Origin of the sequence: Natrialba chahannaoensis JCM 10990 (genome assembly GCF_000337135.1) — an archaeon.
GTDB lineage: Archaea > Halobacteriota > Halobacteria > Halobacteriales > Natrialbaceae > Natrialba > Natrialba chahannaoensis.
This window is the reverse complement of record NZ_AOIN01000008.1, coordinates 74,176-97,038: the sequence shown is the minus strand read 5'-3', so window position 1 is coordinate 97,038 and position 22,863 is coordinate 74,176. Positions and strand designations below refer to the sequence as shown.

Here is a 22,863-nt window from a genome sequence, read left to right as displayed (position 1 = left end):
CAGGCGATGACTGTTTTCTCCTGTGACGTCCGCTGTGAGCTGTTGCTTGTCCAACTTGATAGGAAATCGACCACTACACTCGACTGGGCACCCGCCTCCACGCTCGACTGGCCACTGACCGCTACAGCATCGACAGTTCAGTCGTCCAGAACGAGCCGTAGGCGTCCTCGAGTGCATCCTTCGGATCGCCGGTCGCGTCGACGGCTGCAGTTGCGTCCGGCTCGAACTGCGACTCCTCGGCCAGCGTTTCGATGACGCCGCGCTGACCCGTGAGAAAGAGTCGTGCGTTGGGTTCGTCTGCGAGGATGTCGGCGAGCGCGTCCCGGCAGTCGTCGAGGTGGTCGTCGATCTGTCCGTCACGAATCCGTTCGAAACGGGCCTGTGAGAAGCCGCCTTTGGAGTGACTTCCTTTCACCTCGCTCTCGAATCCGCGGTAGGCGACGCGCTCATCGCCGTCGTAGATACCGACCGCAAACAGGTCGGTTCTGACGAGTGCGAGCACCGAGCGTCCCGTCGGTAGGAACCACTCGCGCTCGAGTGCGAAGTGGTCTCGCCAGCCTGACTCGAAGTCACCGGTGGTGGCGGCGCTGGTGCTGGCGTTGGCGTTGTTGTTGCTATTGCTGTTTCGAGTGCTATTGCGACCACCAGCACCCGAACCGAACTCGGCCGGCAGCACCGGCGGCTCGAGTACCACCGAAACGAGCCCAGCATCGTCGACACAGAGCAGACACGGCGCGGCCTCGTCGACGAGCACCGTTCGCTCACCCAGCACCGCCGCGAGATCGCTGTCGAACTGCGGCCCGTGGCGCTCGCGTTGCCCTGTCGACCGCAAGTCGTCCTCGCCCGATACTACCGCCGTCAACGCTCCTTCCGGCTCTGTCCGCACCGACTCGAGCCGGTCCAGTACCTCCTCAAGCCGCCCGCCGCGAAGTGTTTCCTGGCGGGTGTACTCGAGTCCCGTCGTCGCCGCGTCATCGTCCTCCAGGCGCTCGAGTTCGCCCTCGAGTTGTGCGATGCGGTCTTCGAGCCGGTTGACCTCCGCTTCGGCCTCCTGTCTGGCCGTTGCAGCATCGGCTCGGCGCTCGGATTCGGCCTCGTAGCGCGCTTCCAGATTGTCACGCTCCTCCTCGAGTTCGTCGATGCGTTCCTTCAACGACGCGCGGCCGAGCAACTCATCGAGCATCTGACCGAACAGGTGATCCGAGAGTACTTCTAAACCTAGGTTCCGGCACCCGGGAAGTCGTCCTCGAGACCCGATCCGGCCCCGTCGCGGTGCTGGTTCAGCCCTGCTTGGTCGAGTCCTGGGAAGAGCGACAGCAACTGCGTAGCACACTCACGGCGCGCGAGGAGTACCTCTCGCAGCGAGGGTGGGTTTCTGATCTCGGTGTTCTCGAGTACCGATTCAGGGAGGGCCAATGTGTCCGCTGGGACGGCAGCGTCGCCGTGGACGGGGAAGTGTTGTGTCTCGAGTTTCATCACGAGCGGTGTATCGAGCGGCTCGACGCCGTCACCGGTCGCGTACACCGCTTCGTTGATTTGTTCGTGCTGATCGCTGTGCATGAGTGCGCGATCCCCGTCGGTCGGGGTCACGTAGAGACGCCCGAGGTAGTAGTTCCGCGAGAAGGCCTCGAACATGACACTAGTAACCATGGTCCGAGGTAACATAACTATTGGCGAACAGGCTTATCCCGGTCCGCTATCAGAGCTCTTTCACGTCCGCCACCCGTTACAAAGCGCGTCGTGGAAACAGGAAGCCCTACCCTCAAGCGCGAGCCGAAAGGCGAGCGGTAGGGTGGGGTAGTTCACATGGGCTACTGTTTCACATTTCACATCGGTTTCAGCCACCGGTTTCGCCCCGTGCTGGCCGAAACCGGAGGCTTCAGAACCCGACGTGGACGACCGGTGAACCGTTCAGAACGTAGTGTATTGCTCACCGTTGGTGATTGAACGGTTCGAACGAAGGTTCGGCTTTTTAGGACGTTCCGAGAGAGACGCTAGTGAACACGATGAGTACTACTCGGGTCGTCGGTTTCGTCCTTCTTGCCGTCATCGGACTGACGGTTGCTCCCGTTTCGGGTGCGGCTGTCGTTCCTGCGACGCCCGACCAGATGGGGGACACGGATGCACAGACGGACGCGGTCTGGAACCTAGCCGCCGAGAACGAGACGAGTAACGCGGAAGCATCGGTGTCGGAATCGGATGGGGAGTCGAGCGAGAATTCGAACTCGAGTGCCAACACGACCGTTGCCGACTTCATGCAGTCAACGGCCGCAGACGCCGAGCACACGGTCGACAACGGGTTGTTCGAGGTAACGTACGAGACGGCCGACAACGAGTCGAAATCACGGTTGGTCAACGAGCGCGCGGCGTCGTTCGACAATCGCCTCGCCCAACTCGAAGCCGAACGCGAGGAGTTACGCGACCAGAAAGATGACCTCTCGTCGGCTGCGTATCAGGCACGACTGACGCGGCTGACGGTCGAAATTGCCTCGTTAAACGACTCGATCGAGCGAACGAAGCCGAAAGGCGTCGCGGTCGGTCACGATCCGACGCGGTTCGAAATCCTTCAGGAGAACGCGTCGTCGCTCACCGGTCCGGAAGTGGCGACGACTGCGCGTGGACTCCCCGGTTTCGAGGATCATCCTGGCGTAGGCGGCGGTCCACCGGCACATGCGGGTCCAGATAGCGCCGACGGACAGCAAGGCACTGACAGTTCGTCCGGGAATCAGGGAGCTGGCGCTGGTTCCGGACCCGATCCTGATCAGGACCAGCGGCCCGGTCAGGGCCCAGATCGGGGACAAGGGCAGGATCAGAACCAGGGGAACGGTGCCAACGAAACGCCAACGGCTGCTTCTGACCACCCTGATCAGCGAGTCGGACACGGAAATGGACAGGACGACACTCATACGAACGGATCGGATCAGAACACCAGCCAGGGCTCGGAGACAGCATCTGATCAGTCAGATGACAGTCCCGGCTCTCAACCCGGTTCCGGAGGCGACACGACCGGTAGCGGCGACGACTCGTCGAACGAAAACGCCGCCCCAGAGTCGAACGGTGTCTCACCTGCGGAGCCGACAGAACGCAATCAATCGTCGGCGTCGGATCAGACGGAGTCCGAACCCGGTCCATCAAACTGAGCAGAAACTACTGAATTTGATACGGCCAGAGCTACAGATCAACCACAGTCACAGCCACAGGTACAGACAGCCACTGACACAAATATAGCTTCAGGGACAGGCACTACCGGTGTCTCGCCACCGTCGTCCGACCTCTCCGTGTGGGTGTCCGTCACGCCTTCTCCCCCGAGCAGACACGCTTTTCAGCGGTGATACCATACCCTCCCACGATGGACTCCGCCGCCTTGTTGGATCTACTGGGAAACGAGAATCGGAGGCGCATCCTCCGTCTTCTCGCTCGCAAACCCTGTTACGTGACTGAAATCTCCGAATACATCGGCGTCAGTCCCAAGGCAGTCATCGAACACCTCCGCAAACTCGAGGAGGCCGGCCTGATCGAGAGCCACGTCGACGACCAGCGCCGGAAATACTTCCACATCGCCCGCAACGTCCGCCTCGAGGTCACCGTCTCTCCCTACGGCTTCGCCAGCAAGAGCGCCTACCCGACCAACAACAGCTTCGACATCACCACCTGTCGCCACCTCTCCCTCGATGTCGCTTGCGACGAACTCGACGAACTCGACGAATTCCTCGGTGCACTCGAGGACCTGGAGCGACTCGAAAACGAACTGTCGCTGGCCCAGCGCTGGGTCCAAAGCCAGCTGTACGATGTGCTCGACCAGATTTCAGAAACAGTTGGAGATGGTCCAGAGAGCCGGATTTATGCCGACCTGCTGGCGACGATCCGGACGGAGCCGAAGTCGGTTGGTGAGCTGGGTCGGGAGCTCGATGCGCCGCGAGAGATCATCGCTGAGCTGCTAGAATCGATGGCCGATGAGGGAATCGTTCAGCGGACGGAGCGGGGCTGGGAGCTGACGACGAACGGGTAACGGGAACGGGTAACGGGTGCTCACTCCGTCACGCGCTCGAGAATGAGTCGCTCGTCGAACCTGCCTCTGTCATCGGCCTTTCGCTCTCTGCGATTGTGCAGCTCCTGTTCGGAGATACCCTCGAACTTCCGTATCGCGTGGAGTACCTCGAGTACGTCGGCTAACTCGTCTACGTCCCGATCGGTGACGTACTCCTCGACTTCTTCGCGCAGTTTCTTGCAGAGGTATGTTTCGTACTCCGCGTCGCTGGCGGTTCGTGTGACTGGCGTTTCTCCACTATCCACGATTATCTCCGGAATGTCGTCCCGAACGAGTTTGTCGTACTCCTGCGACATGTGTGTTGATTTCTGAAACCTGACGCAGAGGGATACGAGTGACGGCTTACGGCACGTCTCGGACCAATCCATCGCGAAGGTCGCGACCGAAATAGTAGCCGGCGACGGAGGCGACGAACCCGATCGCCGCACCGATTCCGAGCAGTGTCAGGCCGGAGCCGAGTGCGAAGTAGACTGGGTCCAGCGTCGTCAGCATCCCGGCAGTGATACCAGCGCTCGTTAGCTCCAGATACCGGCGTTTGGACGTAACTACGCCGATCAGGAAGGCAGCGGCGAAGATACCGATAAGCTGTCCGGCAACGGGGATCACTGCCCCGCCGGCGAACAGGCCAACACCGAGGGTTAGCACGAGGGCGAGAAACGCCTTCGGGGAGAAGTATTCCTCGAGCGAGCGCCCGCCTGTGAGCTTGCCAAGGCGAGAGCCACCTGAGTCGGTCTCCGCCCGTTTGCGCGATTCGGGTTCGGGTTCCCCCTTCGGACTGGAGCCAAACCCCGCGAGATCGTCCATTCCTGGATCGGCAGTGTTGCTCGATGTGGTGTCTGTGGTGGCTGTTCTACCGACATCATCAGAACCACCGGTACCGCCAGAACCACCGCCACCACCCGTCTCCGAAAGCAGCCGCTCCGTTTCCGAGAGAAGGTCATCAGTCGAGCGGGGATCACCGTCTCGCTGCTCGGTCACCTCGTCCGAGCGGTCGTTCATATGCGAACGCTGGGCGGCTGGCACCATGGTCTTTTCCCTGTACTGTCACCTTTCGTGACTGGCACACTCGCCGTTCGTGACCGACCCACTCGAGTGGTGCGTGCCACACCAGTGGTTCAGTTTCAGTTCCCAGCCGTGACCGTCGTCACCGACACGGACGACGTTTATGACGAACGGGCTGGTAGAGGGGAATGTGAACGTCGATCTGGTCGCCTTCGGGATCATCGCCATCGCGATCGGGCTGGGGGCCCTCTCTGCGGCTCGTCACTTCTACCCCCGGCTCGAGTTATCCGAGGACGCGCTGGCGACGGTCCGATTGCTAACGGCGATGATAGCGGGCGTTCTCTTGCTCGCCGGACTCGGACTCATCGTCATCGGTGTCGCCGGCTAACGGCTACGGTTCGAGAGTCGGTTACCGTTGGGTGGAAAGCGTGCCTTCAAGTCCGCCGACGCGCAACGCGTTTGTATGAATCCAGGCGATCGCGTTCGCGTCGACCGCGCGGATCGCGCGTACGAAGGCGTGTTGCTTCCCTCTAGCACGGACGAGCAGCTCGTGGTGAAACTCGAGGGCGGATACAACGTCGGCGTTGACCGGGACGATGCCGACGTTTCAGTTCTCGCGGAAGATGTGTACGAGATTGACGGCGATAGTGATGCTGACGATGCGGAGGACGCTGCTGACGAAGACGCCAGCGACGAAGTCGAGTTCGACGACGACCTCCCGACCATCTCGCTCATCTCGACCGGCGGCACCATCGCCTCGACGGTCGACTACCGAACTGGCGCGGTGACCGCCCAGTTCGACGCCGAGGACGTGCTACGCGCCGTTCCCGACCTGGCTGGCCGCGCGAACTACCGCGGGCGTGTCGTCGCGAACATCCTCTCCGAGAACATGGAGCCGCCGATCTGGCAGGACCTCGCTCAGGCGGTCCAGGAGGAAATCGAAAACGGCGCGGACGGCGTCGTCGTCATGCACGGCACGGACACGATGCAGTACTCCGCCTCGGCGCTCTCCTTTATGCTCGAGACGCCGGTTCCGATCGTCTTTACGGGCAGCCAGCGCTCGGCCGATCGGCCCTCTTCAGATAACGTGATGAACGCCGTCTCGGCCGTGGAAGCCGCAAAGAGCGACTGTGCGGAGGTCCTCGTCTGTATGCATGGCTCCGAGTCGGACGACATCTGTGCGCTCCACCGGGGCACCCGCGTCCGAAAGAACCACACCTCCCGCCGCGACGCCTTCGAAACCATCGGTGCAGAGCCACTCGGTACCGTCGACTACGACAGTGAAACCGTTAGCTTCTGCCGCGACTACCAGCAACGCGGCGAGGTCGCCCTCGAACTCTCGGCTGCACTCGAGTCCGACGTAGAACTGCTGAAGTTCACGCCGGGAATGGACCCGGCGTTCCTCGACGTAGTCGAGGGTGCTGACGGACTGGTCATCGAGGGAACTGGGCTCGGACACGTCCACACGGACCTGATTCCGCGAATCGAGGAACTGGTCGCAGACGGCACGACTGTCGTTATGACCAGCCAGTGTCTCGAGGGGCGAGTCTGTGACCGTGTCTACGATACGGGTCGGGACCTCCTTGACGCCGGTGTCATCGAGGCTGGTGACACCCTCCCAGGGACGGCAAAAGTGAAGCTGATGTGGGCGCTCGCGAACGAGGAATCGGTCACAGAGACGATGCAGACCTCGATCGCCGGCGAACTGCAAGAGCGGTCGGTCCCCTGGGAGTGATCTCGATGTCGGTAGGGATTCACATCCGGCGAGCGACGCACGACGATTACGAGGGCGTCAAGGCCTTTACCGAGGATCTCTGGGAAGGGCGCGGCGGCGACTACATCCCACAGATCTACCACGATTGGCTCGAGGACGACGACGAGGACCACAAGAAGACGTTTCTCGCCGACGCCGGCGACGATGTCGCAGGCATCGTCCAGGCTGTGATGATCTCGCCCGACGAGGCCTGGTTTCAGGGAATGCGCGTCAATCCCGATTACCAGCGTCAGGGTTTGAGCGGCCGGCTCAACAACGCTTGTTTCGAGTGGGCGAGCGAGCAGGGCGCGACCGTCGGTCGCGTAATGATTTTCTCGTGGAACGCGGCCTCGCTCGGTGCGGCGCGAAAGAGCGGCCTCGGCCCAGCGACGGAGTTCCGATTTGCGCACCCGAAACCGGACCCCGACGCCTCGGGCCCAGACACGGTAACCAATGACCCCGCTACCGCCTGGCGGTACTGGACGCACAGCGACGCATGCGAGCACCTGAACGGGCTTGGCTACGCGCCGGAGGAGACGTGGGCTATGCGCGAACTCACACGGCAGGACTTTCTGGACTTCGCGAATACTGCAGCTAACGACACCGAGGTCTTCGCCGTCGAACGCGACCGTCGATACGTCGGTGCCTCCTACCGGCTCCGAACCGACGAGCGCGAAAACGACGACGGTGAGTCCGAAACGTGGGCCGAGTACGGTGTCGGTGCCTGGGAAGATGTCGACGCGGCCCGATCGCTGTTCGCCGCCATCAGCCGTGACGCCGCCGCTCTCGGCGCTGATCGAACACGAGTACTGATCCCGGAGACGGCTGCCGTCGTCAGTGACGCCTCCTACGCGGGCGCGACCATCTCCGAAGAACCGGACTTCGTCCTCAGCGGTCCGCTCTAGTTAGCCACCGCTGACCGGCGGGAACAGCGCAAGTTCATCGCCCTCCTCGAGTTCCGTCTCGAGTCCCTCCTCTTCGACGAGCACGTTCGTCCCGTTTCGCATAACGTTGATTTGCGATCGCAGGTCGCCGTCGTCGGTGAGGACGCGGTCGCCGACAGCGGGTCGGTCCTCAACCAGTTCGACGAGCGCGTCGTCGACGGTGTCGCCGGCGGATGCATCGACGGTGACCTGTTTGTCCCCAGCGCGTTCGGCGAGGTCTGCGAACAGTTTCCACTCCGTTGGCATAGATGGCGATATCGGTGCCGGAGGCAAGTAGCTACCGCTCCGCGGTGTACATGTTCAGTGTACAGTGCACAGTGCACAGTGGTGCTGTCCTGTTGCTCGACGCCTGTGGTGGACGGAGACGCTTAACTATGCCCAGACTGGAACGGTGTGTATAGATGGTCGGTGAGTGGGTGACCGAACGATTGCCGGAGAACTGGCGCTGGATCGTGACGACGCGCGCAGCCGTTGGTCTCGCCTTGCTCGTCGCGATGCTCTCCGTCGTCATCGGGATTATTAACATCGAAACGGGGGGCGTCTCAGGACCGCTCGCACCGCACGTCCCAGAATCCGTGCAGGATGGCGCAGGCTTTACCGGCGCGTTGACTGGCTTTTTGATGGTCGGAAGCGCGCTCGCACTTCGCCGGGGGCTGCGTGCTGGCTGGTGGGCGACCCTGCTTCTCATGCCGCTGACGGCAGCCCAGGGGCTGCTCCAGGCCAGTCAGTACTCCTATCCGCTAGTCGTGCTCTCGCTCGTCTCGATGCCGACACTGTTGTTGACGCGTCGGCGGTTCGACCGGTCACTCTCGCTGACGACGACGCAACTCGCTGCGGGCGGCGCGCTCGTCGGTGTGCAGGCCTACGGCACCTTCGGCGCGTACGCGCTGGCCGACGAGTTCGACGGCATCGAAACGCTGCTCGACGCCTTCTACTTCACCCTGATCACGTCGAGCACCGTCGGCTACGGCGATATCGGGCCCGAGACTGAGATGGCCATCGTCTTCACTATGACTGTCGTCGTTCTCGGCGTCGCAAGCTTCGGTATCGCCATCGGTGCGCTCGTCGGCCCGGCAATCCAGGCCCGGATTTCAAAGACACTCGGAATTATGACCGATTCAGAACTCGAACTCCTCGAGAACCACGTGCTCGTCCTCGGCTACGGGGACCTGACCGAACCGATCGTCAACAAACTCGCCGACGCGGACGAACAGTTCCTCGTCGTCACCAGAGACGAAACGGCTGCAAGCGAATTGACAGAGCGCGATATCCGTGTCCTTTCCGGGAACCCAAGCGACGAAGGGCCGCTTCAACGGGCGAAAATCGAGAGCGCACGCACCGTGCTCGTCGCAACGAACAACGATGCTGAAGACGCGCTGGCGGTTCTCACCGCCCGCGAACTCCGGCCGGATGTTCGCATCGTCACTGCCGCAACCGATCGCGAGAACACGGCAAAACTCAAGCGCGCCGGTGCCGACGATGTCATCAGCCTCGCCGAACTCGGCGGCCACCTGCTCGTCCGGTCGGCGCTCGGGTCCGATGAGTCGCCCGTGGTTTCGCGGCTACTCGAGACGGAGTAAGCGTGATCTTGTATCTATTAGCATTCCAACATTCGTGTAAATGACCCGTATCAAATTATAGGATTCTCTCACCTTCTCGTATGGCACCTGGTCCTTATGATATAATTTGTTACGTATATTGGAAATACTAATTACCGATAGATATATGTTATAATGAACTAATTGTAGACTGATGACTTCAGAAAACGAAGGATTCAATCGGCGTAATGTATTGAAAAACTCAGCCGTTCTAGGAAGCGTTGGACTCCTTGCAACAACTGGTACTGTGGGTGCTGAGTCAGACAAAAAAGAGCATGCGGGTGCAGGAGAATTTAGTGGCTCACTTAAACTTGATGAAGATAATTCGATGAGTGACAAAGAACTTGAAGAGTATACAAAAGAAGAACTGAATAAGGCAAGTTCAGAGGGATCAAAAGCGACTATTCCTCCAGGTGTTGTTAATGATGTGGTAGACTCTGACGAGATCGGTATTCAAGCAACATCTCCTGATGACCCACAGCGTATTACGCACGAGGATACGTGGGATACGGGGGTTGAAGACATAACTGGTACTGCTGGTATTAAGATTGGTGAAACTCGCCATCAGGTGTCGGTGTATAAAGGAGACTTTGAGTCTGCGGACGGAGACAATGTGTATTTCTTGTGGCATATGTCTAGAGCGGACTTTGGAGATATTGACGACTGGAATACAAAGGTAGAGGAAATGGAAAATTTCATTGATCTACCCAGCAATTGGTCGTTGTACACGTACGAGCCCCAAGATACTGTTTCTGATGGAGGTCAAGATCTTGATGTAAGTATTGGCGCAGCTGGAGGTGCCGGAAGCATGTCATTAGGAACAACGCTTACTGTTGGTGGTGGAACAGTTCGAACTACAAATAACACTTCAACAGGAAGTGGATCAAAGTATGAACTTGAGTTTGATGGGTGTACCACGGGAGACAACGGTACAGAGATAATGAACGGACTGACACTTCTCACTACCTCTGCTAGCAGTATCTCGCAGTATACTTTAGACTGGAGCTACTATACGAAATTAAATACTTCGGCTAATTGTATATTTTAGGGATGTCACAAATAAACCTCTGAAATCCTCTAGTATGGGGGATCTATTCAATTAGATCATTGAAAGTCACAAGATTGTCTACTTATACTCTGTGTGAAGTATACTCCGGTCAATTTCCATATTGTCACCATATACAACCAATTTGAATGTTGTGTCTGTGGGCTGTTCACTAACTGTCCAAGTGATTTGCGTCTCTCCATCACTGATTTCAAAGCTACCAACCCGATAATCATTTTCATCATATACGGATATAGTATCTAAATCGTCCGAATGTGTCTCTAAAAAGGAAGTTATTTGAAAATCGTCCACGTTCTCGTCCACTTTATAATTTATGATCCCTATATAATCTGTATTAAACGGTTTTGATGTGGAAAGGGTGTATGTCTTTCCATTTGACTCTTGATTACCAACACACCCTGACAGGAAACAGACACTAATGCCAGCACCAAACATAACATCCCGCCTTCGGTACGAATTCATTACAATTATTTTAACCCCGAACTATATATGCCTTTTTGATGTGGGTATATCGGGTAGCTATTTCCATTGTGGGCACAAGATGAGATATGTCGCCTCTCGAAGTAAACAGTCTTCGGAAAGAATTTGCGGGCGGCGTCCTCGCCGTCGATGACCTCTCCTTCAGCGTCGACGAAGGCGAGATATTCGGCTTTCTCGGCCCCAACGGCGCGGGAAAGTCGACGACGATCAATATCCTCCTCGGCTACGTTGCCCCGACTGCCGGTCGCGCCACGGTGCTCGGCCAGGATGTCAGCGGCGAGTTCGCACCGACCCGCAAACGAATCGGCGTCCTCCCCGACGGCTACAGCCTCTACGACAGGCTGACCGCTCGTGAGCATCTCGAGTGGGTCATCCGAACGAAAGACGCAGCCGACGACCCCCACACCATCCTCGAACGGGTCGGCATCGCCGACGCAGCGGACCGTCGCGCCGGCGGCTTCTCGAAAGGCATGTGCCAGCGACTCGCTTTCGGGATGGCGCTCGTCGGCGATCCGGATCTTCTCGTCCTCGATGAGCCGTCGTCCGGACTCGATCCAACCGGGGTTCAGGAGTTGCGTGCGATAATTCAGGAACTCGCTGCCGACGGGACGACCGTCTTCTTTTCGAGTCACGTCCTCTCCGAGGTCGAAGCTGTCTGTGATCGCGTCGCCATCATGTCCGGCGGGCGGTTGGTCGCCCTCGACAACATCGAGGCGCTCCGCGACGACCTGGAGCAATCGTCGCAAATTCGGCTGGTACTCGAGTCGGTGCCGGAGTCGATCACCGCTGACCTCGCTCAACGGCCCGCCATCGAGACGGTTGCACTCGAGGGATCGGAGCTCCGCGTTGACTGCCACGATGCGGCTGCGAAGGTGGACGTGGTGAGGCACGTCGACGAGCGGGCGTCGGTTGCGGACATTATCTCTGAACCGGCTTCGATGGAGGAGTTGTTCAATCGCTACACGGGAGATGTTCCTGACGGGGGTGGCAGTGGTGATGTCGGTAGTGGTAGTGGCGGTAGTGGTGATGTCGGTGGCAGCGGTGGTGGTGGTAGTGGCGCTACTGACGACGGAACTGGCGATGGTCGCCAGTCGTCCACGGAGGTATCAGTATGAGTGCGCTCGACGTTGCTCGGAAGGACTTTCTGGACGCCCGTCGATCGAAGATCGTCTGGCTCGCCGTTGCCATCTACGTCGGGTTTGTCGGATTCTTCATGTTCATACAGAGAAGCCAGGTACGGTTTCACGACACTGCCCGCGAGGGTGTCGTTTCGGTTCTGGCCGGCGTCGCTACGATTGGCTCGCTCCTGATTCCCGTCGTCGCGCTGGTCGTGGCCTACCTTGCCATCGCCGGCGAGCGAGAGACCGGCAGTATCGCGTTCCTGCTCGGGTTGCCGAACACGCGCCGGGATGTCGTCGTAGGCAAGTTCCTGAGCCGAAGTGCGGTGATCGTACTCGGCGTCGCCTGTGCCTCGCTCGTCGTCGCTGTCTCGCTGCTTGCGCTGTATCCGGTTTTCCCGGTTGGGACGTATCTCGCCACGGTGGGGATGGTGGCCCTCTACGCCGTCATCTACGTCGCCATCGCGATCGGTATCTCTGCGTCGGTCGCCAGTAAGGCCCGTGCAGCGGCCGCCGGCTTCGGCGTGTACGTCACGCTCAACGTGTTCACACTGTTCGTCTCGGCTGGGTATCTGGTACGGCGGATCCACGTAGACGTACTCGGCTTCGCCGAAGCGCCCATGCTGTACCGTTTTGTTTCGCAACTCCTCCCCAGCGAAGCGCTCTTTCAGATCACACGGACGATTGACGTTGACATCGCGGCGGGTAGTCTCCCGCCAGCCGACGCGCCGTTCTACGTCCAACCGGAGTTTGCACCCGTCGTCCTCTGTGCGTGGATCGTCGCACCGCTCGCCATTGGATACGTGCGATTTAAATCTGCAGACGTGAGCTGACTGTCCTACCGAACTTCCCGGCTCAGCACCCAGCCAACGAGAAGGCCGACGAGATGGAAGTGGTGTCCGAGTCCCGGGACAGACACGTCTGCCATCGACGTCCAGAGATCGACCAGCATTCCGAGGACGCTCACACCGAGCAGGAGCCAGAAAAACGTCTGGTTGCGAACGCCAGCCCGCTGCAATCCGGGAAGTGGGACGACGTGCGACCGGTACCGTTCACAGACCATGCCGACCAGTCCGAACAGCCCCATACTCGAGCCGAGTGCGGCAGCGGTGACGGGGTCACTAAGAAACGGATTCCGAACGGCGACAACCAGCACTGTTCCGAGCGAAGCTGCCAGCAACCCGCTCACCAGAAACCCGACACTGGTTAGTTTGGACCCGAACGTCCGCTCCGCAGTTGGACCGATAGAGGCTGCGAAAAGACTGTTGACGACGAGATGCACAACGTTTCCGTGGCCAAATGGGGCCGTTAGCCACGTCCACACGTACTGCAAGTGGGTGTCTCGGACGACGAACAGCGAGTGGGCAGCCTCCTGACCGAACTGGTGTGTAACGACCAGTCGGCCAGCATACAGCGACCAGGCGATGACGAGAAAGGCAACCGTTGCCGGCGAGCGACGAAGGGTTCTCCACATCTATTTGTGGGTTTCCATACGTTGGTAAAATAATATTTTCTACTGCCGTCTCATAGCGTACGCGCGATTCTTTGTTGGGCCACCGTCGTCTGCTGAATACAACACAGGGTAGCCGGGTGTCTACTTCCTCTCTGCTGTCGGCGCACCCGACAAAATATCGATCCCACTCGAGGCCCCGATCCGCTCGGCCCCGGCCTCGATCATCGACATCGCCTCGTCGTAGTTGCCGATGCCACCGCTTGCCTTGACTGGCAAGTACTCGCTCATCAGTTCGACGTCCGCGATCGTCGCGCCCCCGCTCACGGTTTCACCGTTCGCTCGTTGATCCTCCGGATCAACGCTCGCGAATCCAGTCGAGGTTTTCACCATCGTCGCGTCTGCGGCCACGGCGGCCTCGCAGGCCCGGTGTTTCTCCTCTTCGGTGAGGAGTGCGGTTTCGATGATGACCTTGACCGGAATCGGGACTGCGGCGACGAGTTCGGCCAGTTCGGCTCGGACCACGTCGTCCTCGCCGGCTTTCAGCCGGCCGATGTTGATGACGACATCGAGTTCGTCCGCACCGGCTTTCCAGGCCTCGACGCCCTCGCGGCGCTTGATCTCGTGTGTCTGCTGGCCGTGTGGGAAGCCGATGACCGTTGCAATCGTCAGCTCCTCGTGGGCTGCAGCGGCGTCCTCGACCGCGTAGGGCGGAATACAGGCGTTCATACCGTGTTCAGCTGCCTCCTCCAGCACGGCAGTCACGTCGTCGGTCGTCGTCTCGGGACCGAGGACGGTGTGGTCGATCAACGGCGCAAGTTCGGCGCGATCCAGTTCCGGAGCCATAGCGGACCGACTCGTCGAACGATCAAAAACCCGCCCGATTACTTTTGGCCGGGGGCGTGTAACTCCATGACATGGAATCGGATCCGGACCCGAACCAACCCGCCGTCGATCCGGCCGTCACCGACACGGCCGCCGACATCGCAACCATGCGGATTCGCGGCGCTGCGACGATCGCAGACGCGGCCGCCGCGGCGCTCGCGACACAGGCCGAACGCTCCACGGCAACCGATCCGGCGGCCTTTGAGCGCAACCTCCGCGCCGGTGCACGCGAACTCTATGAAACACGCCCCACCGCTGTCAGCCTCCCAAACGCCCTCCGATACGTCCTCCGTGGGGTGGAGGGCGAAACCGTCGCTGCCCTCCGCAAATCGACCATCGAGCGCGCCGACACGTTTCGCACCGAACTCGAGCAAGCCCAGTCGACGCTCGGCGAGATCGGCGCGAACCGCCTCCGCGACGGCGACGTGGTAATGACACACTGTCACTCGACGGACGCCCTGTCGTGTATCGAGGCCGCACTCGAGTCCGGCACGCATATCGAAGCAATAGTCAAGGAAACCCGACCGAGAAAGCAGGGCCATATTACGGCGCGCCAGTTGCGCGAGCTGGGTGTTCCGGTGACGCTGATCGTGGACAACGCGGCGCGGCGGTATCTGGACGAGGCGGATCACGTGCTGGTCGGAGCCGACAGCATCGCGGCGGACGGAAGCGTGATCAACAAGATCGGGACAAGTGGGCTGGCGGTGAACGCACGCGAACGCGGCGTGCCGGTGATGGTGGCGGCTCAGACGATCAAGTTACATCCGGATACGATGACGGGGCATACGGTTGCGATCGAGATGCGCGACGAGCAGGAGGTGCTCTCGCTGGAGGAACGGGTGGAGATCGAGTCTCCCAGTGAGGGGGCCGAGTCCCGATCGACTGCCGTAGACGGGAACGACGACAAAGACAGTAGCCAAAGCGAGAGCGATCTCACTGTCGAAAACCCCGCGTTCGACGTGACGCCGCCGCGGTACATCGACGCTATCGTCACCGAACGCGGGCAGTTCCCACCTGAGAGTATTGTCACGCTGATGCGCGAGTTGTTCGGCGAGACGACGGCAGAACCCTGGGAAGAGTGTGTTTGCTCCCGTCAGACGGACCATCACTGATCGGAAAGTGTTAGTTACTGGTGTCAACAGTAGGGATATGGTATTGCCTGAGGGTTTCGTCCTCCCGGCGTGGTACCTTCTCGTACCACTCCTCGCCGTGCTCGGAGGTGTCGTTGCGCTGCTGTGGGCGTTGGGGCCGCCAGTCACCGACCGGACGGTGCTTGCGTTTGCGCCGTGGATGCTGTTCGGGTCGACGTTGCACGTTCTTCACCGGACCGAGGCGTATCCTGACTCGATAGAAGTACTGTTTGCCGCGCCGAGTGTCTATCTGGTGACGGCGACGATTGCGGGAGTTGCCTGGGTGCTGTCAATCTTCCTCTACAGCGGCGGCCTGCAGGAGACGATCGAGCGGCCGCTCGGGACCATTGGAACCGGATTCTTCGCCGTCTTCACGATGTTTCTGCTGGTCGAGAGCGTCGAACTCGGAACGTTCGAACCGTTCTGGCCCGTGATCGCCATCGTCATCTCCGGCGTCGTCACCGCGCTCGCTTGGCTAATTCTCGGCCTCTGGTTCACTGATGTCGCAGCAATCACGGGGGCGACGGGCGTGCTCGTTGTCTTCGGCCACGCACTCGACGGCGTCTCGACCGCAATCGGCTACGACATTCTCGGCGCTGGTGAGGAAGTCCCACTTTCGGAACTTGTCCTCAACGCCGGTCACGCACTGCCGACAGCCGAGTACATCGGTGGCGGCTGGCTGTTCATCGTCGTCAAACTCGCGCTCGCGATGGTCATCCTCGGTCTCTTCCGCGAGTACGTCGAGGAGGCTCCACGGCAGGCGCGACTCGTGCTCGCGTTCATCGCCGCCGTCGGCCTCGGTCCGGGCGCACACAACGTGCTCCTGTTCGCAGTTGCCTAGACTTTTCTCACCCGCGGTCGTCGTTCCGATGAATGGTCAGGGTGCTCACTGCCGGTCACGTTAACTGGGATGTGACCCTTCGTGTCGATCGGCTCCCCGAAGCCGACTGTGAGTCGGTAATCCGATCCCAGCACCGCTCCGGCGGTGGCAGCGCCGCGAACGTCGCCGCCGCCCTCGCGAACCTCTCTCTCGATACCGGTCTCATCGGCAGCGTCGGCGACGACGACAACGGCCTGCTGGCCAGTCGGGAACTCGAGTCCGTCGGCGTCTCGCTCGACGGGCTCCGGGTCGTCGAGGGTGCGGACACTGCGGTCAAGTATTTGCTCGTCGACGACGAGGGCGAGGTCGCCGTCCTCGGGAACGACGGCGTCAACGAGGCCGTTACGCCCGCAGATCTCGACCACGATCGGATTCGCGACGCAGACCACGTCCATCTCACGAGTCAACGACCCGAGACCGCTGGTGCGATCGCCCAGACAGCGAACGAGGCCGGCGTCAGCGTCAGCTTCGATCCGGGACGGCGACTCTGTGACCGTGACTACACCGACGCGCTCGCCGTCGCCGACATCGTCTTCGCGAACGATCAGGAAATCGCCAGCCTCCTCGAAGACGAGTACGTCGGCTCGGCGTTCGACGACCGGATCGTCGTCGTCAAGCACGGCGGGGACGGCGCAAAAGTCCACACGCCAGACGGCTCCTACGTCCACCCCGGATTCGACGTCGACACCGTCGACACAGCCGGTGCCGGCGATGCATTCGCCGCGGGGTTCATTGCGACGCTTCTCGAGCAGTGTGAGGGTGAGTCGCTCACTGCCGACGATATGTCGATGCCGCCGGTGCCGACGGTGTCTGGCGTGGATATCGAACGGGCACTCGAGTTCGCAAACGCCTGTGGCGCGTTGACGGCGAGCGAAGAAGGGGCCCGAAGTGCACCGACGCTATCGCGGGTGACCGAGTTTCTCAGTACGAGATTCTAACCGCAAAATACGTCATACGAGCGTCTGACACCAGTGGTGGTGCCGTCATGCGGTTCTCACCCCATGTTGTCTGACGGTAGCTATATGGGCCGCGCCGTTGGCCACCTGAATAGATAGTCACGGAGACGTGACGGAGAGACATGACAGAACACAGGCCACCCAAGTCCCACGGATGCGAACTCGGTCGGCGCGTCCGGTATGACCGCACAGCATCGGAACCACCGAGTATCGCCGTCGCAACGGCGCTGGCGCAGTACCAGGACGAGGACGTGACGGAGGCGAGTACGCGGCTCTACGATTACGTCGATCCGGAAGCGCTCGATTCGCTTTTCGAGTCGACGAACATGGGTCGCGAACGCACCGTCGAGCAGGTGACGTTCCACGTCGGTGATGCCGTCGTTACGGTTCATCCCGACGAAGTACTCGTCGCTTCGAACTGACGGTTGTCGTTCGTCGTCCACAGTCGACTCGGTCCTCCACTGATCGCTCGCCGCCCGCAATCGGCTCGAACTATCGGCTGGTCACTCACGTTTGCCGCCCACAGACGCCATATTCTCGAACCTTTTTTCTCGCCACCCGCGGAAGGCGACGGTATGGCAACGCAACCGCATCTGCTGGTCGACAAGGGAGACCTGACCGATATCGCACTGCTTCCGGGTGACCCGGGCCGTGTCGACCGCATCGCAGATCACTGTGACGAGGCCGAAACCGTCGCACAGAATCGCGAGTACAAGGTCGTCAACGCCACCTACGAGGGCCGAGAGCTGACGATCTGTTCGACCGGAATCGGCTGCCCGTCTGCGGCAATCGCGATCGAAGAACTCGCAAACGTCGGCGTCGAGACGTTCGTCCGCGTCGGCACGACCGGTGCGCTCCAGTCCGGCATCGAAATCGGTGATATGGTCGTCGCCAGCGGCGCAGCGAAGAACGAAGGCACCTCGAAGCGCTACGAGGACGTGGAGTACCCCGCCGTCCCATCGTACGACGTACTCTCCTCGCTCGTCGACGCCGCAGAAGCCAATGACGAGGACATCCACGTCGGCCCGATCGCCTCCGACGACGCCTACTACGCCGAAACGGACGAGGCAGTCGACGACTGGGAGGCAGCCGGCCTGCTCTGTGTCGAGATGGAAGCCGCCGCAATCTTCACGCTCGCCCGCCGCAAGGGCCTGCGCGCCGGCGCAATCTGTACTGTTGACGGCAACCTCGTGGAAGGGACCCAGAAGGGAACCGACACCGAGGACGACGAACTGCCAGCAAAGGCGAAGAACAACGTCGCCCGCGCGATCGACATCGCACTCGAGTCGGCCACCGAACTGTAGCCGGTCGTAACGACTCTCTTTTGGCGTTACTGTGCTGCAACCAGTTCAGTCGCGAGCGCTGTCGTCCGATCAGTGAGCCGTTCGGTTGTCGCGGACGCCTCCCGAAGCGCGTCGTTCAGTGCCGAAAAGAGCCGCTCGAAGTCGACAGTCGTTGAATCGGCCGCCGACTGCTGCCACTCGCTCGTCTCTGCACTCGTTCGCCCGCATGTCGGGCAGGCCGTGGGCGTCACCGGAATTGCGCTCTCGGAGAGCCCCCCGAAACAGCCGTGACACCGTCCCAGCCCCGCGGTTACCTGCTCGGCGAGCGAGACGAGTCCCCGAAGTGTCTCCTGTAACTCCGTCGCCGTCTCGAGAAACGCCGCGAACGCGGGCGTCTGATCACCAGGGTTGGTGTCGCCAGTTGCCGTTGCCGCGTCGTACTCGAGTTCGTCCAGTCGTGTGAGTCGCTGGTCGACGCTGGCGATGGCGAGCAGCAGGGATCGTCGGGTTGCGACGAACTGCTGTGCGGTTTCGGCGAGTGCTGTTGTTGGGTTCGCCTCGACACGCTCGGTGTCTTCGCTGTTTTCGCTGTCCTCGCTATCTTCGCTATCGGTTTCGCTGCTATCGTCGACGGTAGAGCCAGATTTGGACTCGTTGTTTGCTGCACCGGCGTCTGCAATCTTCGCCGGGAGCGTCGTCGTGAGTGAGGCGAATGCGGCGACATCGGAGACGGTTTCGCCCTGTTGCTGCGTCGTCTCGCGGACGAGGGTGAATAGTTGCTCGCTCGTCATGGGGGCTTCTGTGTCGGCGCTGATCGCCTTCTCGATTTCCTGGGTCTGTTCGACCGCTCCTTCGGTTGTGCCGTCACCGTCGAGTACCGCTGCACACGGGGCGCAGACGGTCGTGAACGTACTGACGTGTCCCGACTCCGTAGCCACGTTGGGATCGGTCTTGGTCGCCGATCCCGTCACCAGGTCGTCGACCGCAAGTGCCCGCAACGATGCGTCGTCGCTCGCCTGTCCGCAGTGCTGACAGGTGTATTCGTCTCGGTCGAACACGATGCTTCGGCTCTGGTCCTGGTCCTGGCCCTGGTTCTGATCAACGCGGCGCTCGCGGGAAGTCACGAGCGAGCGAAGACAGCGCGCCGACAAAAACGCTCCGGCCTCCCTACGCTTGAGTTCGGATTCGATTTCGATGGCGACTCAACCCGTCCCCGGCACATCGCCGGCAACCGTTACGCCGATAGCCGTTGTAGCGTCCCTATGGACTCCGACGAGACACAGACGTCCGACCCCGTACCGGACGAGGTAGAGATCGAACACGAACGCACTGTCGACCGCGACGCACTCGTCGCCCTCTTTCAGGACCTCGCCGTCGCGCTCGACCACGAGCGGCCGCTCCACTTCCTCGACAACGACGACCAGACCGTCTCCGTGACGATCCCCTCGCACGTCGACCTCGAAATCGAAGTCGAACGCGAGTACGAGTCGGTTGCAGAAGATGCAGACAAAGATGAGGACGCAGCCGGCGATGCTGACACAGACACAGAAACCGACGCACCCACCGAAGCCGACGACACCGACACCCCCCACACTGTCACCAACGAACTCGAGATCGAACTCGAGTGGGACGAGCCAGTCGACGATCTGAGTGTGCGGGTTGAATCACTGGAGGCAGCAGAGGAGACAGAGGACGAGAAGGAAGAAGGAGCAGAGCAGGAGCGAGAATCTGAACCGGAGTCGGTCGTTCTCTCCCCGACTGAGGCTACCGGCTCGCCCGACGACAGCGAGGCGATTGACGAGACCGGTTCAGAGTCGACAGCCGAACGCAGTCGAACGAGTCGCTTCGAAGTGTATCAGGATCGCGCTGATGAGTGGCGGTGGCGGCTAGTGCACTGGAACGGCAACATTATCGCAGACAGCGGCGAGGGGTACACCTCTCGGGCGAACGCCGAGCGTGCGGTTCGTGGGGTTCGGCGGGCGGTTCCGACGGCGACGGTGGTCGAGACTGACGAGTGATCGGAGCGTGAGGGGTGAGGTCGTGACAGGACAGAATCTGGCGAGCGGTTCGGAATCGGACCGAATCAGACGGCAACACGACCGACAAACCGTTATCCTGCCGGAGAGCCGCTCCTCGGCCGCTTCCCAGTGTATCGATGCCGGCAGATCAGGTAGGTGACTGCAACGAGCCAGACTGCACCGATGAACGTGAAGATGGCGTAGCCGGGCGGATACGAGACGCCCTGGTAGTATGCCGCGGCATAGACAACCGCGGTTGGGCCGCCTGCTCCAAGGACGTGCAGTCGCCAGTCAGCCCAGTTGGCCGTTCTCGACGGGCCGAGCGTTCCGATATCCTTCGCGAGTGCGAGCATCGTTCCCACCGAGCCGAACACCATCGCGAACATCGAGAGCCCGACGACCGCAACTCCCGGCCCGGCTTCGGGGTTCACGACTAGCGTGTAGACAAGGGCCGGCGGGACGATTACGCCGTAGGCGGCGACAAATAGCCACGAGCGCGATCGCTGGGTGATGTGGCCGGACTTGGTCGTCGTCATCGGCGCTGTCGCGTCGGCGTCTATCTGCTCTGGGTTCGGTCCGGGCGCACCCCTGTTTGCGAACCATTCGCCGAGAACCGCCGCAACTACTGTCAGCACGACCGTAATCCCGACACCGAGCAATCCCAGAATCGGTGTGAGGATCGATGCGACGATGACAATCTCGACCGGCTCCGTGAGCATCGTCGTGTACGCCGTCCCGAGATGGATGACCAGAACACCAATCGAACTCATGAGCCCGGTTCGAACACTTGCTTCCCGGGTTGGCGTTGGCCGGTCACTGTAGTAGTAGCCGACGATGAACCCGGCCAGGAGGATCGGTGTTCCCGAAATCGATCCTCCAGCGGCCCTGGTTGGATCGTTCACCGTCTCCAAGGAGAGGGCGACGATGAACGGAATCGCGAGCAACCCGACGAGCGTTGCCACTCGCAACTGCTCGTCCGTGAGCCACTCGAGTACGCGTTGGCGGGGACCAGAACTCATTGGATTGGTGTCAGATACTGAAGCGAGCGTCTTGTAGATGTCGCTGTTGGCTGTGGTCGTGGTGCCGTCGTCTGCCGGTGGGGTATCGTTCGTCGTCTGTCGTGTGTCCTGTGTCACGTATTGGTGGCTTCGTTGCATGTCCGTCGTCGTCGCGTTCTGACCGATGCCGGGTCCGGTTTTATCTCGCCGCTCGTGGTCTGTTTGCCCGTGAACATCAGCAAGGGCTATCTCCTGACGCTCGTGCTCATCTTCGCGTATCTCTCCTGGCAGCTGGTCGTCCCCTTCCTGCAGTACGTCCTGCTCGCGGTCCTCCTCGCGTTCCTCCTGTTTCCGCTCCAGCAACGGCTCGAATCGTACATTTCGCCGATGCTCGCCGCACTGGCGCTCGTTCTCCTCGCCATCGTCGGCTTCATCGTCCCGTTTCTCCTCGTCGCCGCCGTCATCGCGGACGACGCGGCAAACTTGCTGCAATCGCTCGACGCAGAGACGCTGCAGGTGAGCGCACTTGAGTCAGCCATCGAAGACCAGACCGGAATCGAGGTGGACCTGCTGGAAACGGCTGCCGACTCCGCACAGGAGGTTGGCACCATGGTCCTCGAGCAGGCGACCGCGTGGTTCAGTGCACTCATACACGCTCTCATCGGACTCGGATTGGCCCTGTTCTTGCTCTACTACCTGCTCAAGAACGGCGACAACCTACTCGAGTGGATCCGCAAAATGACGCCGCTACCGATGGACGTGCAGGACGACCTCTACGGTGAGTTGAACGACGTAATGTGGGCGGTCCTCGTCGGCCACGTCCTGATCGCGATTATCGAGGGCGTGATCGCGGGTCTCGCCCTGTTCGTCGTGGGCATTCCAAACGCCGCGTTCTGGACGTTCATCATGGTGATCCTGTCGCTGGTGCCGCTGATCGGTGCGCCGCTCGTGTGGATTCCCGCCTCGATCTACCTCGTGGTGATCGGCGAGCCGCTGCTCGCGGCCGGGTTGGCGATCTACAGCGCGATCGTCGTTGGTATCGCAGACGACTATCTCCGACCGGTTGTCGTCGACCGCTACGCCGAGATTAGCCCGGCGGTGATCATTCTCGGCGTTCTCGGCGGGATTTACGCCTTCGGCATCATGGGGCTGTTCTTCGGGCCGGTTGTCGTCGGTGCGTTAATCACTGTCCTCGAAGTGCTGGACGAGGATTACGACCGGCTCGAGGAAGAGCACGGGATGACGTGACGCCGT

At 60.8% G+C, this 22,863-nt stretch carries 26 protein-coding genes; 16 read left to right on the top strand and 10 right to left on the bottom strand.

Features of this window, described 5'->3' with window-relative positions; translation table 11 throughout:
* Nucleotides 1-121 precede the first annotated feature (121 nt).
* Both C482_RS00425 and C482_RS00420 read right to left on the bottom strand, forming a co-directional pair.
* Nucleotides 122-1,183 (bottom strand): Vms1/Ankzf1 family peptidyl-tRNA hydrolase, encoded by a 1,062-nt coding sequence (locus C482_RS00425; protein ID WP_006165315.1) that lies wholly within the window; start codon nt 1,181-1,183, stop codon nt 122-124.
* Nucleotides 1,184-1,218: 35 nt separating this feature from the next.
* Complete coding sequence (locus C482_RS00420) at nt 1,219-1,635, bottom strand: DUF5802 family protein (RefSeq protein ID WP_006165311.1); 417 nt, start codon at nt 1,633-1,635, stop codon at nt 1,219-1,221.
* A gap of 371 nt (nt 1,636-2,006) precedes the next feature.
* Here C482_RS00420 and C482_RS00415 point away from each other — a divergent pair, with 371 nt between their 5' ends.
* Together C482_RS00415 and C482_RS00410 are read left to right on the top strand one after the other, a co-directional pair.
* Complete coding sequence (locus tag C482_RS00415; RefSeq protein ID WP_006165309.1) at nt 2,007-3,140, top strand: hypothetical protein; 1,134 nt, start codon at nt 2,007-2,009, stop codon at nt 3,138-3,140.
* Between the two features lie 209 nt (nt 3,141-3,349).
* Entirely contained in the window at nt 3,350-4,009 is a 660-nt protein-coding gene (locus C482_RS00410; protein ID WP_006165308.1) for an ArsR/SmtB family transcription factor, read from the top strand.
* Between the two features lie 20 nt (nt 4,010-4,029).
* On the opposite strand, the gene C482_RS00405 is transcribed toward C482_RS00410, so the two are convergent.
* Both C482_RS00405 and C482_RS00400 read right to left on the bottom strand, forming a co-directional pair.
* Nucleotides 4,030-4,344 carry a nucleoside triphosphate pyrophosphohydrolase gene (locus tag C482_RS00405; RefSeq protein WP_006165305.1) on the bottom strand — a complete coding sequence of 105 codons (315 nt, stop codon included), beginning with the start codon at nt 4,342-4,344 and terminating at the stop codon, nt 4,030-4,032.
* 46 nt (nt 4,345-4,390) lie between these two features.
* Nucleotides 4,391-5,047, bottom strand: coding sequence for a hypothetical protein (locus tag C482_RS00400; protein WP_006165303.1), 657 nt, complete (start codon nt 5,045-5,047; stop codon nt 4,391-4,393).
* A 166-nt stretch (nt 5,048-5,213) separates the two neighbouring features.
* On the opposite strand from C482_RS00400, the gene C482_RS00395 reads away from it, so the two are divergent.
* The 3 genes from C482_RS00395 (at nt 5,214) to C482_RS00385 (ending at nt 7,708) form a co-directional block, all read left to right on the top strand.
* Complete coding sequence (locus C482_RS00395; RefSeq protein WP_006165302.1) at nt 5,214-5,438, top strand: hypothetical protein; 225 nt, start codon at nt 5,214-5,216, stop codon at nt 5,436-5,438.
* A 75-nt stretch (nt 5,439-5,513) separates the two neighbouring features.
* Nucleotides 5,514-6,785 (top strand): Glu-tRNA(Gln) amidotransferase subunit GatD, encoded by a 1,272-nt coding sequence (gene gatD, locus C482_RS00390; RefSeq protein ID WP_006165300.1) that lies wholly within the window; start codon nt 5,514-5,516, stop codon nt 6,783-6,785.
* Nucleotides 6,786-6,790: 5 nt separating this feature from the next.
* Entirely contained in the window at nt 6,791-7,708 is a 918-nt protein-coding gene (locus C482_RS00385; protein WP_049896377.1) for a GNAT family N-acetyltransferase, read from the top strand.
* On the opposite strand, the gene C482_RS00380 is transcribed toward C482_RS00385, so the two are convergent.
* Complete coding sequence (locus C482_RS00380) at nt 7,709-7,993, bottom strand: ubiquitin-like small modifier protein 1 (RefSeq protein ID WP_006165295.1); 285 nt, start codon at nt 7,991-7,993, stop codon at nt 7,709-7,711.
* A gap of 155 nt (nt 7,994-8,148) precedes the next feature.
* Here C482_RS00380 and C482_RS00375 point away from each other — a divergent pair, with 155 nt between their 5' ends.
* Both C482_RS00375 and C482_RS20940 read left to right on the top strand, forming a co-directional pair.
* Entirely contained in the window at nt 8,149-9,327 is a 1,179-nt protein-coding gene (locus tag C482_RS00375) for an NAD-binding protein (RefSeq protein WP_006165293.1), read from the top strand.
* Between the two features lie 172 nt (nt 9,328-9,499).
* A complete protein-coding gene (locus tag C482_RS20940; RefSeq protein WP_152421942.1) occupies nt 9,500-10,393 on the top strand; it encodes a hypothetical protein in 894 nt (297 codons plus the stop codon).
* Between the two features lie 78 nt (nt 10,394-10,471).
* On the opposite strand, the gene C482_RS20935 is transcribed toward C482_RS20940, so the two are convergent.
* Nucleotides 10,472-10,873, bottom strand: coding sequence for a hypothetical protein (locus C482_RS20935; protein WP_152421941.1), 402 nt, complete (start codon nt 10,871-10,873; stop codon nt 10,472-10,474).
* 86 nt (nt 10,874-10,959) lie between these two features.
* Between C482_RS20935 and C482_RS00365 the strand changes: the two genes are divergently transcribed.
* Both C482_RS00365 and C482_RS00360 read left to right on the top strand, forming a co-directional pair.
* A complete protein-coding gene (locus C482_RS00365; RefSeq protein WP_006165291.1) occupies nt 10,960-12,006 on the top strand; it encodes an ABC transporter ATP-binding protein in 1,047 nt (348 codons plus the stop codon).
* A complete protein-coding gene (locus C482_RS00360) occupies nt 12,003-12,842 on the top strand; it encodes an ABC transporter permease subunit (RefSeq protein WP_006165289.1) in 840 nt (279 codons plus the stop codon). The genes C482_RS00365 and C482_RS00360 overlap by 4 nt, the downstream gene beginning before the upstream one ends.
* 5 nt (nt 12,843-12,847) lie before the next feature.
* On the opposite strand, the gene C482_RS00355 is transcribed toward C482_RS00360, so the two are convergent.
* Together C482_RS00355 and deoC are read right to left on the bottom strand one after the other, a co-directional pair.
* The gene (locus C482_RS00355) at nt 12,848-13,483 is read right to left on the bottom strand and encodes a rhomboid family intramembrane serine protease (protein ID WP_006165284.1); all 636 of its coding nucleotides are present in this window, start codon (nt 13,481-13,483) and stop codon (nt 12,848-12,850) included.
* 120 nt (nt 13,484-13,603) lie between these two features.
* Nucleotides 13,604-14,305, bottom strand: a complete 702-nt coding sequence (gene deoC / locus C482_RS00350; protein ID WP_006165282.1) for a deoxyribose-phosphate aldolase — start codon at nt 14,303-14,305, stop codon at nt 13,604-13,606.
* A gap of 71 nt (nt 14,306-14,376) precedes the next feature.
* On the opposite strand from deoC, the gene C482_RS00345 reads away from it, so the two are divergent.
* The 5 genes from C482_RS00345 to C482_RS00325 all read left to right on the top strand — a co-directional run bounded on the left by C482_RS00345 (nt 14,377) and on the right by C482_RS00325 (nt 18,614).
* On the top strand, nt 14,377-15,456 hold the full coding sequence (locus C482_RS00345; RefSeq protein WP_006165281.1) for a ribose 1,5-bisphosphate isomerase: 1,080 nt from the start codon (nt 14,377-14,379) through the stop codon (nt 15,454-15,456).
* Between the two features lie 37 nt (nt 15,457-15,493).
* On the top strand, nt 15,494-16,315 hold the full coding sequence (locus C482_RS00340) for a DUF63 family protein (protein ID WP_006165279.1): 822 nt from the start codon (nt 15,494-15,496) through the stop codon (nt 16,313-16,315).
* A gap of 32 nt (nt 16,316-16,347) precedes the next feature.
* A complete protein-coding gene (locus C482_RS00335; protein WP_006165277.1) occupies nt 16,348-17,292 on the top strand; it encodes a carbohydrate kinase family protein in 945 nt (314 codons plus the stop codon).
* A 140-nt stretch (nt 17,293-17,432) separates the two neighbouring features.
* Entirely contained in the window at nt 17,433-17,732 is a 300-nt protein-coding gene (locus tag C482_RS00330; protein ID WP_006165275.1) for a HalOD1 output domain-containing protein, read from the top strand.
* A 153-nt stretch (nt 17,733-17,885) separates the two neighbouring features.
* Nucleotides 17,886-18,614 carry a nucleoside phosphorylase gene (locus tag C482_RS00325; RefSeq protein ID WP_006165274.1) on the top strand — a complete coding sequence of 243 codons (729 nt, stop codon included), beginning with the start codon at nt 17,886-17,888 and terminating at the stop codon, nt 18,612-18,614.
* A gap of 26 nt (nt 18,615-18,640) precedes the next feature.
* Here C482_RS00325 and C482_RS00320 read toward each other — a convergent pair whose 3' ends face one another.
* Nucleotides 18,641-19,717 carry a hypothetical protein gene (locus C482_RS00320; RefSeq protein WP_006165273.1) on the bottom strand — a complete coding sequence of 359 codons (1,077 nt, stop codon included), beginning with the start codon at nt 19,715-19,717 and terminating at the stop codon, nt 18,641-18,643.
* Nucleotides 19,718-19,855: 138 nt separating this feature from the next.
* On the opposite strand from C482_RS00320, the gene C482_RS00315 reads away from it, so the two are divergent.
* Nucleotides 19,856-20,611, top strand: coding sequence for an amphi-Trp domain-containing protein (locus C482_RS00315; RefSeq protein ID WP_006165272.1), 756 nt, complete (start codon nt 19,856-19,858; stop codon nt 20,609-20,611).
* Between the two features lie 92 nt (nt 20,612-20,703).
* Here C482_RS00315 and C482_RS00310 read toward each other — a convergent pair whose 3' ends face one another.
* Complete coding sequence (locus C482_RS00310) at nt 20,704-21,747, bottom strand: DUF5518 domain-containing protein (protein ID WP_006165270.1); 1,044 nt, start codon at nt 21,745-21,747, stop codon at nt 20,704-20,706.
* A 90-nt stretch (nt 21,748-21,837) separates the two neighbouring features.
* Between C482_RS00310 and C482_RS00305 the strand changes: the two genes are divergently transcribed.
* Complete coding sequence (locus C482_RS00305; protein WP_006165268.1) at nt 21,838-22,857, top strand: AI-2E family transporter; 1,020 nt, start codon at nt 21,838-21,840, stop codon at nt 22,855-22,857.
* Nucleotides 22,858-22,863 lie beyond the last annotated feature (6 nt).